Genomic DNA, 15,628 nt, shown 5'->3' with positions numbered 1-15,628 from the left:
GGCGGCTAGTTTTCGAACGCCGCCCGCAGCGTCTCGAATGGCGCCAGGGCGCCGCGGACCTGCACCACGGCAGCGGCAACGCGATGTGCCCGACTTGCCGCTTCGCGCGGGCCATGGCCGGCAAGTCGCGCCGCGAGATAGCCGCCATTGAAGGAATCGCCGGCGCCGGTGGTGTCGACGGCGGCCGCGACATGGATCGCCGGCACGTCGTGAAGAGTACCGTTTTCAGCAATGAGCGCCGGCTGTTCGCCATTCTTGATGACGACTTCACCGACCCGTTGCCGGAGCCGCTCGGCGGTCGCTTGCGGCGTCGCATCCTCAAACAACATCTGCTCGTCGGGGAAGGTTGGCAGCGCGATGTCGGTGACGCCGAGCGCTTCGACGATAGCCGCCTGCGCGTCCTCGCGAGTTCGCCAGAGCCGTGGCCGGTAATTGGGGTCGAAGGCGATCAGCGAGCCAGCGGCACGCGCCTTGGCCACGGCGGCCAGCAGTGTTTTGCGCGCGGCATCGTCCAGAATTGCCAAAGTGATTCCGGAAAAATACACAAGCGCCTGATTTTCAAGGTTTTTCGACAGTGCTGCGGGATCCGAGGCAAGCTGCCGGGCGGCGGCGTCGCCGCGCCAGTAGGTGAAGGAGCGCTCGGCACCGGTCAAGGTGATCGCATAGAGGCCGGGCCGCGCACCCGGTATCACCGGGCTGGAGCCGATGCCGATGCCGTTTTCGGCGAAGAAGCCGATCTGGCCTTGCGAAAAGGGGTCGTCGCCGAAGGCCGAGACATAGGTCGCCGGCCGGTCTGCGCTCAGCGCATGCAGCGCCCACAGCGTGTTGAACGAGTCGCCGGCAAACCCCATGCGCCAGTTCGGGCCGGTCTGGCCCGAAAGTTCGAGCATGCATTCGCCGATCGAGGCGACGCCGTTTCCCGCCATCTGCAATCCTCCAGTGGTTTCGGTGCTGTAGCTTTTTGCCGGCGGCAGCGCCATGCTTGGCAAGCAGGCTTTTTTGCGCCACAGCGTTTTCCCACAGGCTGGCGGGACGCGATCCACCCGGCCGAGCGTTATCCGCAGAAGAGGAACCGGTTTGGCATCGATATGGCGTTATCTCTTGGCGGGTCTTGGTCTGGCTGCTCTGCTGGTCGGCGTTCTTGCGGTCGTCTATCTGACCGCGCCGCAATCGGCGCAGATGGTCGGCCCGGATGTCTCGCGGACGAAGAAAACCGACAACGGGCTGTACATGGCGAGCTTCGTACCGGAACGGGGCGTGGTGCGGCAGGGCGAACTGGAATCCTGGCTGCTGACGCTGAAAACAAAGACGGGGGCTTCGGTGGAGCGCGCCGCGATCGCCATCTCCGGCGGCATGCCGCAACACAATCACGGCCTGCCGACCAGCCCGCAGGTGACCGACTATCTCGGCGATGGCCGCTACCGCATCGAGGGGCTGAAATTCACGATGAGCGGCTGGTGGCAACTTCGGTTCGCCATCTCGTCGGGCGCCGGCTCCGATACGGTGCTGTTCAACGTGGTGCTGTGAGCGATCGATGAAGCGCCTTTTCTGCTTTCTGGCGCTGATGGTCGCCGTCATCCTCGTCGGCTGCGGCAAGCCGGATTTTTCCGACGCGGAGAAGAAGACCATAGCCTCGCTGGCGTTGAACACGCTGCCGTCGCTGAAGCCCGACACCACCAATCGCTTCGCCGACGTGCCGGCCGCCGCCGCCCTTGGCTCGACGCTGTTCTTCGATCTTGGGATGAGCCGCGACGGCACGGTGTCGTGCTCGACCTGCCACAAGATAGACCGCCAGTTCCAGGACGACCTGCCGCAAGCGGTCGGCGTCGGCCATACCAACCGGCGCACCATGCCACTGGCCGGCGTGGCGCGCGATCCGTGGTTCTTCTGGGACGGCCGCCGCGACAGCCTGTGGGCACAAGCGCTGACGCCGCTGGAAAACCCGCTGGAGCAGGCAGGAAACCGTACTGCCTACGCGCACTACATCAAGGCACGCTTCGGCGAGCGCTATGAGCGCATTTTCGGGCCGCTGCCCGATTTTGCCGGCATTCCGCTGAATGCCAGCCCGCTTGGCAACGATGCCGAAAGGGCTGCCTGGAACGCGATGAGCGATGCGCAGCGCGACGCCATCAACCGCGTTTACGCCAATATCGGCAAGGCGATCGCGGCCTTCGAACGCTCGATCGAGCCGGCGCAGACGCGCTTCGATCGCTTTGCCCTGGACCTTGCCACCGGCGCCGAGCCGAAGAGCGATGCCGTCTTCACGCGGGAAGAAATCCTTGGGCTGAAACTGTTCATCGGCAAAGCCAATTGCGTGACTTGCCACAATGGCCCGCGCTTCACCGACAACGGTTTTCACAACACTGGCGTGCCACCCGTCACGGACCTGCCGCCGGACCGGGGGCGCGTCGATGCGGTGGCACAGGTCGAGGCCGATCCGTTCAACTGTTTTGGCGCCTATCGCGACGGCGACGTCAGCGCCTGCGGGGAACTGCGCTTCATGGTCAAGGATGGGCCGCAGCTGATCCGGGCTTACAAGACACCGTCGCTGCGCGGCGTGGCCACGCGGCCGCCCTATATGCATGCAGGGCAGTTTTCGTCGCTCGACGAGGTGGTGGCGCACTACGCCAAGGCGGCGCCGAGCGTGGAGGGGACAACCGAGATCCACCCGCTGCAGCTGTCGGACCGCGAACGCGCAGCGCTGGTGGCGTTTTTGAAGACGCTGTCGGAGTAGGCTCTTGTTTGACCATGATCTTGTCCGAAAACCGGCATCCACTTTTCGGGATCACGGTCAGCGATCCTTCACCGTCTCCATCGCCACGAAGGTCGAGGTCTGGGCGACATGGGGGAGCGCCGAGATGCGCTCGCCGAGCACGCGGCGGTAGGCAGCGATGTCGCGGGTGCGGACCTTGAGCAGGTAGTCGAAGCTCGACGCCATCATGTGACATTGCTCGATCTCCGGCACGGCCTGCACCGATCGGTTGAAAGCGTCGAGCGCGGCGGAACGGGTGTCGGACAGTTTCACCTGGACGAAGGCGACATGGCCTTCGCCCATGCGCTCACGGTCGATGATCGCCTGATAGCCCCTGATGTATCCGTCCTTCTCCAGCCGCTTGACCCGCGCCTGCACCGGCGTCTTCGAAAGACCGACCTTGGCGGCGAGTTCCGACATGGAAAGCCGGCCATTGCCCGCCAGCGCCGACAGGATGTTTCGGTCGATGCGGTCCAATTGGTCTTCTGTCATCAAAATCACAGTACAATCTCTGAGGAACTGGCACAATGATAGATCGATTGGACTATCTCGTCGATTTCTTTGGACCGACTGAAATCCGCGCCTGTGCTAGCTTGCGCCATTCGGTCCGGTGACCGCCGGCCCGCTCCCTGATGCTCGTTCCACGGGACCCGCCATGCCGCTCGACACCATCCGCCAGCAGATCCGCGCCAACTATCTTCCCGACGAAGACGAGGCCGTGAAGCGGCTGGCCGAGGCGACAGGGCTTTCGGCTGGGGATCGCGATGCGATCTCAGCGCGAGCCGCCGATCTGGTGCGGGCGGTGCGCGGCTCGTCCGATCCCCGGCTGATGGAGGTTTTCCTCTCGGCCTACGGCCTCTCCACCAAGGAGGGCGTGGCGCTGATGTGCCTGGCCGAGGCGTTGCTGCGCGTGCCCGACACCGAGACGATGGACGATCTGATCGCCGACAAGATCGCGCCGCATGACTGGTCGGCGCATTCCGGCGGATCGAGCTCGATCTTCGTCAACGCCTCGACCTGGGCGCTGATGCTGACCGGCCGTGTCCTTGACGAGGGCGAGGGCGGTATCGAAGGCACGCTGCGCTCCATGGTGCGCAGGCTGGGCGAGCCGGTCATCCGCAAGGCGGTGGCCGCCGCCATGCGCGAGATGGGCGAACAGTTCGTGCTCGGCCGCACCATCGCGGAAGCCGTCAAGCGCGGCCGGCCGATGACGCAGAAGGGCTACCTCTATTCCTTCGACATGCTGGGCGAGGCGGCCCGCACCGAGGCCGACGCGCTGCGCTACCACAAGGCCTATGCCGACGCGATTTCCTCGCTCGATGCCGGCTCCAACGGTCCCGACATCAGGCAGAACCACGGCATCTCGGTGAAGCTCTCGGCGCTGCATCCGCGCTACGAGGTGGCGCAGAAGGAAGAGATGCTGCCGGTCATGGCCGAGCGGCTGTTGTCGCTGGCACTCGCAGCCAGGCATTCGCGCATGGGTCTCAACATCGACGCAGAAGAGGCCGACCGCCTCGATTTGTCGCTGGATGTCATCGATCGCGTGCTGGCCGAGCCGGAACTCGCTGGCTGGAACGGCTTTGGTGTGGTGGTGCAAGCGTACGGGCCACGCGCGGCCTTCGTCATCGACTGGCTCTACGCGCTGGCGAAGAAATACGACCGCACAATCATGGTGCGGCTGGTTAAGGGCGCCTACTGGGACACCGAGATCAAGCGAGCGCAGACGCTCGGACTTGCCGGATATCCCGTCTTCACCCGCAAGGCCAACACCGACGTTTCCTACATGGCTTGCGCGAAGAAACTGCTTGGCATGACCGACCGCATTTACCCGCAATTCGCCACCCACAACGCCCACACCGTCGCCGCCATCCTGTCGATGGCCAAGAACCGCGATTCCTTCGAATTCCAGCGCCTGCATGGCATGGGCGAGGCGTTGCACGAGACGGTGCGTCAGGCCGAAGGCACGCGCTGCCGTATCTATGCGCCAGTCGGCGCGCATTCGGACCTGCTGGCCTATCTGGTCCGCCGGCTGCTCGAGAACGGCGCCAACTCCTCCTTCGTGCACCAACTGACCGACGAGGATGTCGAGCCGGAAGACATCGCGCGCGATCCGCTCGAAACGGTCGAAAGCCAAGGCCCCGCCGCCAATCCGGCGATTGCCAGGCCGTCGCAGATTTTTGGCGCAGGCCGCCGCAATTCCAGAGGTTTCGACATCACCGACACGGTGACGCTGGCGGCCATCGACAAGGCCAGGGCGGCGTTCGCCGGGCCGGACCGCTGGCATGCCAAGCCGATCACGCGGGCCGCCGGCTATGGCAAGCCGCGCCCGATCGTCAATCCGGCCAAGCCTGATGAAGTGGTCGGGACGGTTCACGAGGCCGCCGCCAAGCAGGTCACGATCGCCGTGCGCATCGCGGTGGAAGCGCAGCCGGCCTGGGCGAAGCGTCCCGTTGCCGAACGCGCCGCCATCCTCGATCGCGCCGCCGATCTCTATGAAGCCAATGCGGTCGAGTTCTTCGCGCTCGCCACCCGCGAGGCCGGCAAATCGCTGGCCGATGGTGTGGCGGAAGTGCGCGAGGCCGTCGACTTCCTGCGCTACTACGCCGCCGAGGCGGCCAATGCCGAGACCGGCACGCAGGCGCGCGGCGCGATCGTCTGCATTTCGCCGTGGAATTTTCCGCTCGCCATCTTCACCGGTCAGATCGCGGCAGCACTCGTTACCGGCAATTCGGTCATCGCCAAGCCGGCCGAACAGACACCGCTGATCGCCTTCCGCGCCGTCGAATTGCTGCGCGAGGCCGGCGTGCCGGAAGACATCATCCAGCTGCTGCCCGGCGATGGCCCGTCGGTGGGCGCGCCGCTGACCGCCGACCCACGCATTGCCGGCGTCTGCTTCACCGGCTCGACCGAGGTCGCCAAGCTGATCGAGAAGCAGCTGGCCGAGACCGCGGCACCCGACGCCATGCTGATCGCCGAGACCGGCGGTTTGAACGCCATGATCGTCGATTCCACGGCGCTGCCCGAGCAGGCGGTGCGCGACATCCTCGCCTCTGCCTTCCAGAGTGCCGGCCAGCGCTGTTCGGCGCTGCGTGTGCTCTACGTGCAGAAGGACGTCGAGAAGAAGATGCTGGAGATGCTGAAAGGCGCCATGGAAGCGCTCAACATCGGTGATCCCTGGCGGATTTCGACCGATGTCGGTCCGGTCATCGACGATGACGCGCAGTCCTCTATCCGTGACTATTGCACCAAGAAGGGTCTCGAGGGCCGGCTGATCGCCAAGCTCGAGGCGCCGAAGGACGGGCGCTTCGTCGCGCCGCATGTCTTCCGAGTCAAAGGCATCGAGGAGATGGAGCGCGAAGTCTTCGGGCCGGTATTGCATGTCGCCAGCTTCGACGCCGATGAGATCGACGCGGTGATCGCCGCCATCAACCGCAAGGGCTATGGCCTGACCTTCGGCCTGCACACCCGCATCGAAGGTCGCGTCCAGCATTTCGTCGACGGCATCCATGCTGGCAACATCTACGTCAACCGCAACCAGATCGGCGCCGTCGTCGGCTCGCAGCCCTTTGGCGGCGAGGGGCTGTCCGGCACCGGGCCGAAGGCCGGCGGCCCGCACTATCTGCGCCGCTTCCGCAAGGGGCCGGAAGCCGGTACGGAAGTTGGCGATGGCCACAAGGTGACGGCGACCGAACTGGCCGACAATCTGCCCGATCCGGCCCTCGGCGGCTGGTCGACGCGCCCGGACCGGATCGCCATCCTGAGGAAGCATCTGCGCGGCAAGGGCGCTGTCGCCATCGGCGCTGCCGCTGCAATCGATTTCGGCCAGGTCGACCTGCCCGGCCCGACCGGCGAAGCCAACACGCTGTCGCTGTCGCCGCGCGGGCGGGTGTTGTGCCTGGGGCCGGATGCCGACACGCTGCTTGCCCAGACTATTCAGGCGCTCGCCGCCGGCAATGCGGTGCTGGCCGTGGCCCCTGGGGCGCCGGCCGCCTTGTCGGCGCTGACCGGCAAGGGCTTGCCGCTCGCGGCGATAGATGGCCGCCCCGATCCGGTCGAGGCGCGCGCGCTGCGCGTCGATGTCGTCGCCTTTTCGGGCACGCCGGAGGCCGCGCGCATCGTGCGCAAGGTCATCGCCGACAGGACCGGCCCGATCGTGCCGCTGGTCAGCGAGGTGCTCAACCCGGCCGCCTATGCGCATGAGCGCGCGGTCTGCGTCGACACCACGGCAGCGGGCGGCAATGCCAGCCTGCTTGCCGCGGCCTAGTTCAGCCTATTCTCAGGCGCCCTCGACGACCGAAAAGCCCTCGAATTGCGGGTGGCCGAGATAGTGCACCTTCGTCGTGCCGACATTCCTGTGCGCGGCGCGGAAATTCTCCGACTTGGTCCAAGCGACGAAATCGTCCTGGCTCGCCCACACCGTGTGCGAGGCAAACAGTGTGTAGCCTTCGGTCTCGTTGACCGGGCCGCGCAGCAGATGGAATTCCCGAAAACCCTTCATCTCGGCAAGGCTGGAATCGCGGTTCTTCCACACGGCCTCGAAATCGGCTTCCGAGCCGTTCTGCACCTTGAAGCGGTTCATGGCGATGTACATGGGGTTCCTTTCTGAATTGGTGGACTGCTGCGATTGAAGGATGCGGGTTGGCCGCTCTCAGAACGGACCGATCGCACCGGTGAATTCCAGACTGTTGCCGACCTTTGGTGGGATCGGAGGGAAAGGGGCCGCCTTGCGAACGAAACCAAGCACGATCTGGTCGAAAGTTGCCGAGCCCGAGCTTTCGACGACACGCAGCTCATCGATGTTGCCCTGCCGGCCGATGACGAAGGTGACAACGGTGTTGCTGCGCGCCGTCGCTTGCAACGAAGGCGGCACTGCTCGATAGACGCGGCCAAGTTTGCTGATGACGTCGCTTCGGTAGCTGGACTCAGTGGCGGCCCCCGCCTCGTTCTGCCTTCTGCCCTTGCTGGCTGCCTGAGCCAGCCGATCCTGCCCATCTGCCGTGCCGCGCTTCTCATCCGCTGCTTTTGCAGGGGCGGCGGCCGGAGTTGGCCTGGCGCTGGGGATCGGCGGTTGCTCGGGAACGGCGACAGGCATCTCAGCGGTCTCGGCCTGGACGCTCGGCTGTGCCGGTGTTTCGGCCCTGGCAGCCACACTCTGGTCATCAGGGTGCGGGGTCGCCGCCACCAGTATGTCCGGTGTTGCCGCAGGCTGTTTGACAGCTTCCGGCAAAGGTTTGGGCGGCGGCTTGGCTGCTTCCGGGATGGGTTGGGGAGTTTGCTTTGCAGCTTCCCGCTCGGGCTGCGAGGGTTTTGTCGGCGGCACCGGTCTGGCCGCCGGCTCCGGTTTCGTCGGCTGCGGTTTTGGCTCCAGCGTGACATTGATCGATGCTGGATCCTTGTCCAAAGCGGTGCCGGCCACCTTGTCGCCTGCGCGATCGCTGCCTTCCGGTTGCTCCGCATTCCTGGAATCGAATGTGCCGGCGGGCGAGATCAGAAAGAATGCCGCCATGGCGGCGTGAAGCAGGCCGGAGACGACGAGGGCAATCGGCCATCGGGCCGCCGGCCGCGCGGCTGCAAGCGGCTCGGCCGGCGCTATCGCCAGCTCGCTGCCAGCGTCGGGGAGGGGACTGATTTCCTGCATGTCGCGGGCCGGAAATTGCAGCGGCCAGCGGGCAAAAGTCAAATCAAGATCGTTTGCCCCTGGCGTCAGCGATCCGTGGCCGGCCAGCGGCCAGGCAACGGTATTTGCTGTGAATGCGGGGTGCAGTCCCAAAGCCGTTCTCAGACGCCGAAGGCGATGCCGGTCTTGGTGTCCGTCTTCAGCCTGCGCATGCAGGCGGCCGGTTCGACGCCGGCGCCTGCGCATTCGGTCGCGCTGTTGATCAGCACGCGGCTGACCTTGGTGCAATCGGTGCCGGCGAGATCAAAGCGGGTCACCTTGGTCTTGCCTGCCGTCAGGTCCTTGAAATCGAGCACGGTCAGCCGGTCGACAACGCCGGCCTCGTTGAACAGGGCGATCTCGAAAGCCGCCTTGGAGAGGTCGGCACCGAGATTGTTGTTGACCAGGAAGGTCAGCCGGCAGCCCTTGTCGGAGGGTTGCGCGGCATTGAGCTCCAGGGTCAGCGCGGGGGCCGGCGCGGACCCTTCAGCCCGCGCCGGAACCATCGCAAGCGACATCGCCAACGTCGAGGGCAGCAGACGAAGGGATGTCGTCAAGCTCGCCATGCCATCAGCCTCCAAATCGCATTGTTGCCGCCAGTTTCAGCGTTATGCCCGGCTCATAGACCGCGACTGTCGTGCTGCCGTTCAGCGGGTTGGCGTATTTGACGTCGAATAGATTGTCGGCGCGGAAATCGACCTTCAGATTGTCTGTCGCCTGGTAGGTGGCGAAGGCATTGACCAGCGTGTAGTCCTCGGCCACCGCATTGCCCTTTGGTTTGCCATTGTACTGAACCTCACCACCAACGGTCAGCTTGTCCTCAAGGAAGCGCAGCCCGAGCTGGGCGGTGACCTGGGAGGAAGGGATGGTGGCGAGATCGGCTTCCACACCCTTGTAGGAAATGGTGTGGCCATTGGTGATCGAGGCCGAAAGCCCGGCATAGCCCCATCCGGCGTCGTAGACGCCTTCCAGCTCAAAGCCGTCGATCTTGGCCTGGGCGAAATTCTGATACTGGAAGCAGATCGGAATGCCGGGTCCGAACGGGCAGCCGCTGCCTGGAGCGAACGGCGACAGGGTCACGCCATCGATATAGTCATCGACATTGTTGTGGAAGTAGGCCGCCTTGACGCGAAGCGCGTCGCCGGGTTCGAAGATGTCGTTCTGCCTGTAGTTGATGCCGAATTCCGTCGTCTTGCCGGTCTCAGGCCGCAGATTGGGATTGGGCAGGAACGGGAAGGTGACGCCCGCCGGGTGGTTGCCGCTGATCAGCGTCTCCGTCAGCGACGGCGACCGATAGCCTTCGGCGTAGGTGCCGTAGAATTGCAGGCCGGCAAGGCCGGCGCTTTCGAACGGCGAGACGCCGACGGTGATGCGCGGCGACAGCCGGTCGCCCGAGGTTTCACGCGTGCTGTCCTTCAGGCTGTAATTGTCGTAGCGCAGTCCGGCGATGACTTCGAGCCAGTCCCAGGTGAGCTTGTCCTGGACATAGGCGCCGGACACGTTGCGCTTGCCCGAAGGCGTGTAGAAACTGTCGCCGCCGGCCGTACCGCCCGTCTTCACATCGTCGCCGACCCAGTCGCCGCCATAGGTCAATTCGTGGGCGATGCCACCTGTTTCGAAGCGCGATGTGTTCCAGATGTCGATACCCGTGGTGCCGACGTCGAAAGTCGATTGCGACCCCGCCGGCAGGACAGTGGGAAGACCCGTTATGGGATCAAACCGTTTTTGCGGGACAAGGCTGGTCAGGTCGAGATTGGTCTTGTTGTACGAGGTGTTGATGTGGAGATCGAGCCAGCTCTTGTCCTCGTCCGTGATGTTGTAACGGGCGGTGAACGTGTTCGACTTCAGGTCGACGTCGTTGACCGGCACGCCGCCGCTGGTTTCGTCCCAGCCGTCGCTTGAGCCGACCCAGCCCAGCTTCAACTCGCTGTTTTCGGTCGGCCGGATGCTGGTCTTGAGCAGGCCGCTCAGCACGTCGAAGCCGGTGCCGTTGACGGTGTCGCCGCCGCCATCCTTGTAGTTGTCGTAGTTGCGGTAGACGATGTTGCCGAGTGTGTCCCAGTTCTCGTTGAAACGGTAGGCGCCGGTGGCGCTGGTGGTCCAGCCCTTGCCGTTGCTCTCATAGCGTCCGGTTACCAAAGCCCCCCATGTTTCCTCCGGCTTGAGGAAGTCCGCGGCGTCCTTGGTGTCGAAGAAGATGACGCCGCCGATGGCGCCCGAACCATAGGTGTTGGCGACCGGACCACGGATCACATCGACGGATTTGACGAGTTCGGGGTCGATGTAGAAGGTCGACTGGGTGCCATGGTCCGAACGCTGGAAATCCTGGCGTGCGCCATCGACGATGACCGCGACGCGGCCGAAATCCTGGAGGCCGCGAATGTTGATACTGGTGCTGACGCGTCTGGCGTCGGCCTGTGTCGCGACACCGGGCACACCCAGCAGCATCTCATTCGGCGTCGTCGCCATGCGGCGGGCGAGTTGCTCCTGGTCGACATGGCTGGCCGAGGCCAGTGATTCGATCGCCGTTTCGCCGGTGCGGCTGATAACCAAAATCTTGTCGAGCAGCGTTGCGCCCGCAGGGGCAGCTTTTTCCTGGTCAGCCTGCTGCGACTGATCCGTCTGCTTGCCCGCCGGCTGCGTTGCCTGTTGTGCATGCGCCGATGGTGCCGATAGGGCGATCGCCGCCACGCTCGCCAACAAGGCCGCCACACCGTTCGCCGCCGACCGGCCGCGCAGTTCCCAGTTCAAAAACCCCATGCCCCAACTCCAGATTCCAGGTTTCGTGCTGGCTGGCCTGGGGCTCGCTGGCATTTTTCATCGTGTCCGGCGTCTTAAATGTTGACTCGTTTACTCCGGTATTGCACTGACTAGTAAACATGATTATTCAAGTCAAGAAATGAATCGGCAATTTCGCAACGCCTAGCCAGGTGCCCGGCACAGGAAAGGGATCGACCCAGATGAACACGCACAATCCCAACGATTTTCGCTATCGCGTCCGCCGTTCCGATGATGCCTCCAGCCGCTTCGATCGGATCCCGCTGGCGGTGCGAACGCTCTCCAGCAACACGCTGTTCCAGGGCGAGCACGAGATCGGCATCGAGCATCATGGCGCACTCTACCGGCTGAAGATCACCCGGCAGGGCAAGCTCATTCTCAACAAGTAAGGCAAGGCAGTAGGGGTAAGACATGGACCAGCGCGTAAAACCCGCCCCGCATGAAATCCGGCGGGCACGGACAGAAGATCCGAAATCGCGGGAGCGTGACCTGGCCGCCCAACTCGGCATTTCGGAAGCCGAGTTGGTCGCCGCGCATTGCGGCGACGGCGTCGTTCGCATCGAACCGCGCGTCAACGACCTCTTGACCGGGCTCGAGGCGGTCGGCGAGGTGATGGCGCTGACCCGCAACGAAAGCGCCGTTCACGAAAAGATTGGCGTCTACGACAAGGTCGTTGCTGGCAACCACAATGCCATGGTGCTTGGCGAGAATATCGACCTGCGCATCTTCCCGAAGGTCTGGGCGCATGGCTTTGCCGTGGAGAAGCGCGACGGCGACGAGATCCGCCGCAGCCTGCAGTTCTTCGACGGGGCGGGCGAGGCGGTGCACAAGGTGCATCTGCGGCCGGCCTCCAGCCTCTATGCCTACCAGAAGCTGGTCGCTTCGCTGGAATCGTCCAACCAGGAACCGACGATCGCCATCTCCGGGCATGCCTCCGATAATGAGGGCGAGGCCACGGCGACGACCGCCAACCTTGACGATCTGCGCGACCGCTGGAGCCGGCTGACCGACGTGCACCAGTTCTTCGGCATGCTGAAAACGCTCAAGCTCAGCCGCCGTCAGGCGGTGCGCATGATCGGAACGGACTATGCCTGGCTGCTCGACAATGACGCGGTCCGCGCCATGTTTCATCACGCCGCCGAAGGCGAGCTGCCGATCATGTGCTTCGTCGGCAACCGCGGCTGCATCCAGATCCATTCCGGACCGGTCAAGTCGATCAAGCCGATGGGGCCGTGGATCAATGTGCTGGATGAAACCTTCCACCTGCATTTGCGCACCGACCACATCCATGAAGTCTGGGCGGTGCGCAAGCCGACCAAGGATGGCCATGTCACATCGCTCGAGGTCTTTGGCGCCGAAGGCGAGATGATTATCCAGTTCTTCGGCAAGCGCCATGAAGGCGAAAGCGAGCGCGACGATTGGCGGTTCCTGGCCGAGAACCTGCCGCGTATTCCGAGCCCGACGGCAGCGTGAGGAACAGGGTGATGCGGTTTTTCCCGACCCTGCCGGCGATGCGCCGATCGATGCTTGCGCCGATCGTCGGCCTTTCCGTTGCCGCGCTGCAGCCGGCCGGCGCCGCCGAGGGCGTCTCGGTCTTCTCCGATCCGTCGAAGATCGCCGCCATAGGCGGTTCGATCACCGAAATCGTCTATGCGCTTGGCGAGGAGAAACATCTGGTGGCGCGCGATTCCACCAGCAATTATCCGAAAGCGGCGCTCGCCTTGCCCGATGTCGGCTATATGCGCGCGCTGTCGCCGGAAGGCGTGCTGTCGGTCAATCCGACCGGCATCCTGGCGCTGCACGGCAGTGGCCCCAAGGAAGCCGTCGACGTGCTGAAGAAGGCCAGCATCCCCTTCATCGAGGTGCCTGAACATTATAGCCACGACGGCATCCTCGAGAAGGTCCGCATCGTCGGCAAGGCGCTTGGCGTCGATGCCAAGGCCGAGGTGCTGGCCAAGGAACTCGATGCCAAGCTGATATCAGCCGAAAAGCAGACGGCGTCGATCAAGGAGCGCAAGCGCATTCTGTTCGTGCTGTCGGTACAGGGCGGCAAGATCCTGGCGGCCGGCAGCGAAACCGCGGCCGACGGCATGGTCAAGCTGGCGGGCGGAGTCAACGCCGTCGACGGTTTCTCCGGCTACAAGCAGATGTCCGACGAGGCAATCATCACCGCCAGGCCCGACGTGATCCTGATGATGAGCAATGCCGGGCCGCCGGTGTCGGACGACGAATTGTTCGGCAACCCGTCGATCGCCTCGACGCCGGCCGGAACCGCGCGCAAGCTGATCCGCATCGATGGCGGCTATCTGCTCGGCTTCGGGCCACGCACGGCCGACGCCATTCACGACCTCGCCGTCTCGCTCTATGGCGCTGAAGTCACGGACTGAGCGGGCAGATCATGGTCGATCAATCGATCGCCGGCCCGGTGAAGGTCATGGCGAATGCATCCGAAGGTGACCGCTCCGGCCGCGCCCGCATCGTCATCCTGTTGCTGTGCCTCGGGCTCGCGGCCGCCATGCTTTTGTCGCTCACGTCAGGGGCATCGGATGCTTCGGCCGTCAGCGTCCTCAGGGGCTGGCTTCTTGGGGGCATCCCGAGCGATGCGGCGCTGAGTGCGCGCGACAGTCTGATCATTTACGACATCCGTTTGCCGCGCATCATTCTCGGCATGCTGGTCGGCGCGGCGCTCGCGGTCTCGGGCGCCGTCATGCAGGGGCTGTTCCGCAATCCGCTGGCCGATCCCGGCCTGATCGGCGTTTCCGCCGGCTCCAGCCTCGGCGCGGTGGCCATCATCGTGCTCGGCACCACGGTGCTGGCGCCGGTGATGGCCTTGCTCGGCACGCTTGCGCTGCCGTTGGCGGCCTTCTTCGGGGGCCTTGCCTCGACACTGGTGCTTTATCAGGTCGCGACGCGACGTGGCCAAACCTCGGTCGCCACCATGCTGCTTGCCGGCATCGCGCTGGCAGCCTTTGCCATGGCGTTGACCGGCATCCTCATCTTCATGGCGGACGATCGCCAGCTGCGCGACCTGACGTTCTGGTCACTCGGATCGCTCGGTGGCGCGACATGGGCGAAGATCGGTTCCGTCGGGCCGGTTATCATACTGGCGCTGGCGGCGATGCCTTTCCTGGCGGGCGGCCTCAACGCGCTGGCGTTGGGCGAGGCGACCGCCGGCCATCTCGGCATACCGGTACAGCGGCTGAAATACACGGCGATCATCGGTGTCTCGGCGGCGGTCGGCGCCTCCGTCGCCGTCAGCGGCGGCATCGGCTTCGTCGGCATCGTCGTGCCGCATCTGCTGCGCCTGCTGATCGGTCCGGACAATCGCTATATCTTGCCGGCTTCGGCGCTGCTTGGCGCCTCGCTGCTGCTGTTGGCCGATGCCGTCGCGCGCACCGTCGTGTCGCCGGCCGAATTGCCGATCGGCATCGTCACCGCGATCGCGGGCGCGCCGTTCTTCCTGTGGATCCTGCTGCGCAAGCGCGGCGTGGTCGATCTCTGAGACCTATGAGGCGTTGATGATCGAGGCAAGGGATGTTTCCGTCGATATCGCCGGCAAGCGCATCGTCGGCGGTGTCGATTTCGACGCACGGCCCGGCGAAGTCGCGGCCATCGTCGGTCCTAACGGTTCGGGCAAGACGACCTTCCTGAAGGCTTTGTCGGGCGAGTTCGCCTACACCGGGCGCATCGCGCTCGACGGCCATAACCTTTCGTCGATGAGGCCGGCCGAGATGGCGGTGCATCGCGCGGTGCTGCCGCAGGCGACGACGCTGTCTTTCCCGTTCACCGTGCGCGAGGTGGTCAAGCTTGGCCTTGTCGGCGGGCGCTCCGGCGCCTTGCCGGGCGAGGATGCGCGGCTGCCGGAGCGGGCGCTGGCGCGTGTCGACCTCGACGGTTTTGCAGGACGTTTCTATCAGGAGCTTTCGGGCGGCGAGCAGCAGCGCGTCCAGCTTGCGCGCGTGCTGTGCCAGGTCTGGGCGCCGGTGCTCGACGGCAAGCCGCGCTACCTGTTCCTCGACGAGCCGGTTTCCAGCCTCGACATCAAGCACCAGCTGGTCATCATGAATATTGCCCGTGATTTCGCCAAAAGGGGCGGCGGCGTGGTCGCCATTCTGCACGACCTCAATCTGACTTCCATGTATGCCGACCGGATCTTCGTCATGCATCGCGGCCGGCTCGCGGCCGCCGGTTCGCCACAGGACGTGTTGAGTGATGATCTGATCGAAAAAGTGTTCGATTGCCGGCTCAGGGTCGGCGTGCTGCCGGCCGGCAACATGCCGTTCGTGTTGCCGCAATCGTCGGTCTATTGATATTCAGGTGAGGCCGGCCTGCGAATGGCGGTTTCCTGCGCTTCCGGTACTCACGTACCCGAAAGTACGCTCCGTTCCGGTTCTCGGAACTCGCCATTCTCGACTCGGCCTGACCTGAATCTCAACAGACCT

The 15,628-nt window shown here is 64.5% G+C and carries 14 protein-coding genes; 8 read left to right on the top strand and 6 right to left on the bottom strand.

What is annotated here, in order from left to right; translation table 11 throughout:
- Positions 1 to 5 precede the first annotated feature (5 nt).
- A complete protein-coding gene (locus tag ACLGL5_RS26215; RefSeq protein ID WP_027046937.1) occupies positions 6 to 926 on the bottom strand; it encodes a sugar kinase in 921 nt (306 codons plus the stop codon).
- A gap of 151 nt (positions 927 to 1,077) precedes the next feature.
- Between ACLGL5_RS26215 and ACLGL5_RS26210 the strand changes: the two genes are divergently transcribed.
- Together ACLGL5_RS26210 and ACLGL5_RS26205 are read left to right on the top strand one after the other, a co-directional pair.
- On the top strand, positions 1,078 to 1,527 hold the full coding sequence (locus ACLGL5_RS26210; RefSeq protein ID WP_027046936.1) for a FixH family protein: 450 nt from the start codon (positions 1,078 to 1,080) through the stop codon (positions 1,525 to 1,527).
- Between the two features lie 7 nt (positions 1,528 to 1,534).
- Positions 1,535 to 2,734 (top strand): cytochrome-c peroxidase, encoded by a 1,200-nt coding sequence (locus tag ACLGL5_RS26205; RefSeq protein WP_019858634.1) that lies wholly within the window; start codon positions 1,535 to 1,537, stop codon positions 2,732 to 2,734.
- A 57-nt stretch (positions 2,735 to 2,791) separates the two neighbouring features.
- Here ACLGL5_RS26205 and ACLGL5_RS26200 read toward each other — a convergent pair whose 3' ends face one another.
- Positions 2,792 to 3,244, bottom strand: a complete 453-nt coding sequence (locus ACLGL5_RS26200) for an Lrp/AsnC family transcriptional regulator (RefSeq protein ID WP_027046935.1) — start codon at positions 3,242 to 3,244, stop codon at positions 2,792 to 2,794.
- A gap of 163 nt (positions 3,245 to 3,407) precedes the next feature.
- Between ACLGL5_RS26200 and putA the strand changes: the two genes are divergently transcribed.
- Positions 3,408 to 7,016 (top strand): bifunctional proline dehydrogenase/L-glutamate gamma-semialdehyde dehydrogenase PutA, encoded by a 3,609-nt coding sequence (putA, locus tag ACLGL5_RS26195; RefSeq protein WP_069092352.1) that lies wholly within the window; start codon positions 3,408 to 3,410, stop codon positions 7,014 to 7,016.
- A gap of 12 nt (positions 7,017 to 7,028) precedes the next feature.
- On the opposite strand, the gene hmuQ is transcribed toward putA, so the two are convergent.
- From hmuQ to ACLGL5_RS26175, 4 genes are read right to left on the bottom strand one after another with little or no spacing between them, the layout of a single operon-like run.
- Entirely contained in the window at positions 7,029 to 7,343 is a 315-nt protein-coding gene (gene hmuQ, locus ACLGL5_RS26190; protein WP_019858631.1) for a heme-degrading protein HmuQ, read from the bottom strand.
- A 57-nt stretch (positions 7,344 to 7,400) separates the two neighbouring features.
- Positions 7,401 to 8,615, bottom strand: coding sequence for a TonB family protein (locus ACLGL5_RS26185; RefSeq protein WP_245307268.1), 1,215 nt, complete (start codon positions 8,613 to 8,615; stop codon positions 7,401 to 7,403).
- On the bottom strand, positions 8,531 to 8,974 hold the full coding sequence (locus tag ACLGL5_RS26180; RefSeq protein WP_069092351.1) for a hypothetical protein: 444 nt from the start codon (positions 8,972 to 8,974) through the stop codon (positions 8,531 to 8,533). Before ACLGL5_RS26180 ends, ACLGL5_RS26185 begins: the two co-directional genes overlap by 85 nt.
- Positions 8,975 to 8,978: 4 nt before the next feature.
- On the bottom strand, positions 8,979 to 11,168 hold the full coding sequence (locus ACLGL5_RS26175) for a TonB-dependent hemoglobin/transferrin/lactoferrin family receptor (protein ID WP_494372797.1): 2,190 nt from the start codon (positions 11,166 to 11,168) through the stop codon (positions 8,979 to 8,981).
- 200 nt (positions 11,169 to 11,368) lie between these two features.
- Between ACLGL5_RS26175 and hemP the strand changes: the two genes are divergently transcribed.
- The 5 genes from hemP to ACLGL5_RS26150 are packed head-to-tail and all read left to right on the top strand — an operon-like array spanning position 11,369 to position 15,496.
- Positions 11,369 to 11,575 (top strand): hemin uptake protein HemP, encoded by a 207-nt coding sequence (gene hemP / locus ACLGL5_RS26170; protein WP_038647321.1) that lies wholly within the window; start codon positions 11,369 to 11,371, stop codon positions 11,573 to 11,575.
- 22 nt (positions 11,576 to 11,597) lie between these two features.
- Positions 11,598 to 12,659, top strand: coding sequence for a hemin-degrading factor (locus ACLGL5_RS26165; protein ID WP_069092350.1), 1,062 nt, complete (start codon positions 11,598 to 11,600; stop codon positions 12,657 to 12,659).
- 11 nt (positions 12,660 to 12,670) lie between these two features.
- The gene (locus ACLGL5_RS26160; RefSeq protein ID WP_069092349.1) at positions 12,671 to 13,573 is read left to right on the top strand and encodes a heme/hemin ABC transporter substrate-binding protein; all 903 of its coding nucleotides are present in this window, start codon (positions 12,671 to 12,673) and stop codon (positions 13,571 to 13,573) included.
- Between the two features lie 11 nt (positions 13,574 to 13,584).
- Positions 13,585 to 14,688 carry a FecCD family ABC transporter permease gene (locus ACLGL5_RS26155; RefSeq protein ID WP_069092348.1) on the top strand — a complete coding sequence of 368 codons (1,104 nt, stop codon included), beginning with the start codon at positions 13,585 to 13,587 and terminating at the stop codon, positions 14,686 to 14,688.
- A 16-nt stretch (positions 14,689 to 14,704) separates the two neighbouring features.
- Positions 14,705 to 15,496 carry a heme ABC transporter ATP-binding protein gene (locus tag ACLGL5_RS26150; RefSeq protein ID WP_019858623.1) on the top strand — a complete coding sequence of 264 codons (792 nt, stop codon included), beginning with the start codon at positions 14,705 to 14,707 and terminating at the stop codon, positions 15,494 to 15,496.
- Positions 15,497 to 15,628 lie beyond the last annotated feature (132 nt).

The organism is Mesorhizobium sp. U510 (assembly GCF_059180695.1).
Note: the sequence above shows the minus strand (reverse complement) of the source record. Positions and strands in the feature narration are given on the sequence as shown.

Bases quoted from the DNA above. Each gene is read 5' to 3' on its own strand.
- ACLGL5_RS26215 (WP_027046937.1), bottom strand. From the start codon at position 926: ATGGCGGGAAACGGCGTCGCCTCGATCGGCGAATGCATGCTCGAACTT.
- ACLGL5_RS26165 (WP_069092350.1), top strand. From the start codon at position 11,598: ATGGACCAGCGCGTAAAACCCGCCCCGCATGAAATCCGGCGGGCACGG.
- ACLGL5_RS26200 (WP_027046935.1), bottom strand. From the start codon at position 3,244: ATGACAGAAGACCAATTGGACCGCATCGACCGAAACATCCTGTCGGCG.
- ACLGL5_RS26150 (WP_019858623.1), top strand. From the start codon at position 14,705: ATGATCGAGGCAAGGGATGTTTCCGTCGATATCGCCGGCAAGCGCATC.
- hemP (WP_038647321.1), top strand. From the start codon at position 11,369: ATGAACACGCACAATCCCAACGATTTTCGCTATCGCGTCCGCCGTTCC.
- ACLGL5_RS26185 (WP_245307268.1), bottom strand. From the start codon at position 8,615: ATGCGCAGGCGCCGGCGTCGAACCGGCCGCCTGCATGCGCAGGCTGAA.
- ACLGL5_RS26160 (WP_069092349.1), top strand. From the start codon at position 12,671: ATGCGGTTTTTCCCGACCCTGCCGGCGATGCGCCGATCGATGCTTGCG.
- putA (WP_069092352.1), top strand. From the start codon at position 3,408: ATGCCGCTCGACACCATCCGCCAGCAGATCCGCGCCAACTATCTTCCC.
- ACLGL5_RS26205 (WP_019858634.1), top strand. From the start codon at position 1,535: ATGAAGCGCCTTTTCTGCTTTCTGGCGCTGATGGTCGCCGTCATCCTC.
- ACLGL5_RS26155 (WP_069092348.1), top strand. From the start codon at position 13,585: ATGGTCGATCAATCGATCGCCGGCCCGGTGAAGGTCATGGCGAATGCA.
- ACLGL5_RS26175 (WP_494372797.1), bottom strand. From the start codon at position 11,168: ATGGGGTTTTTGAACTGGGAACTGCGCGGCCGGTCGGCGGCGAACGGT.
- hmuQ (WP_019858631.1), bottom strand. From the start codon at position 7,343: ATGTACATCGCCATGAACCGCTTCAAGGTGCAGAACGGCTCGGAAGCC.
- ACLGL5_RS26180 (WP_069092351.1), bottom strand. From the start codon at position 8,974: ATGGCGAGCTTGACGACATCCCTTCGTCTGCTGCCCTCGACGTTGGCG.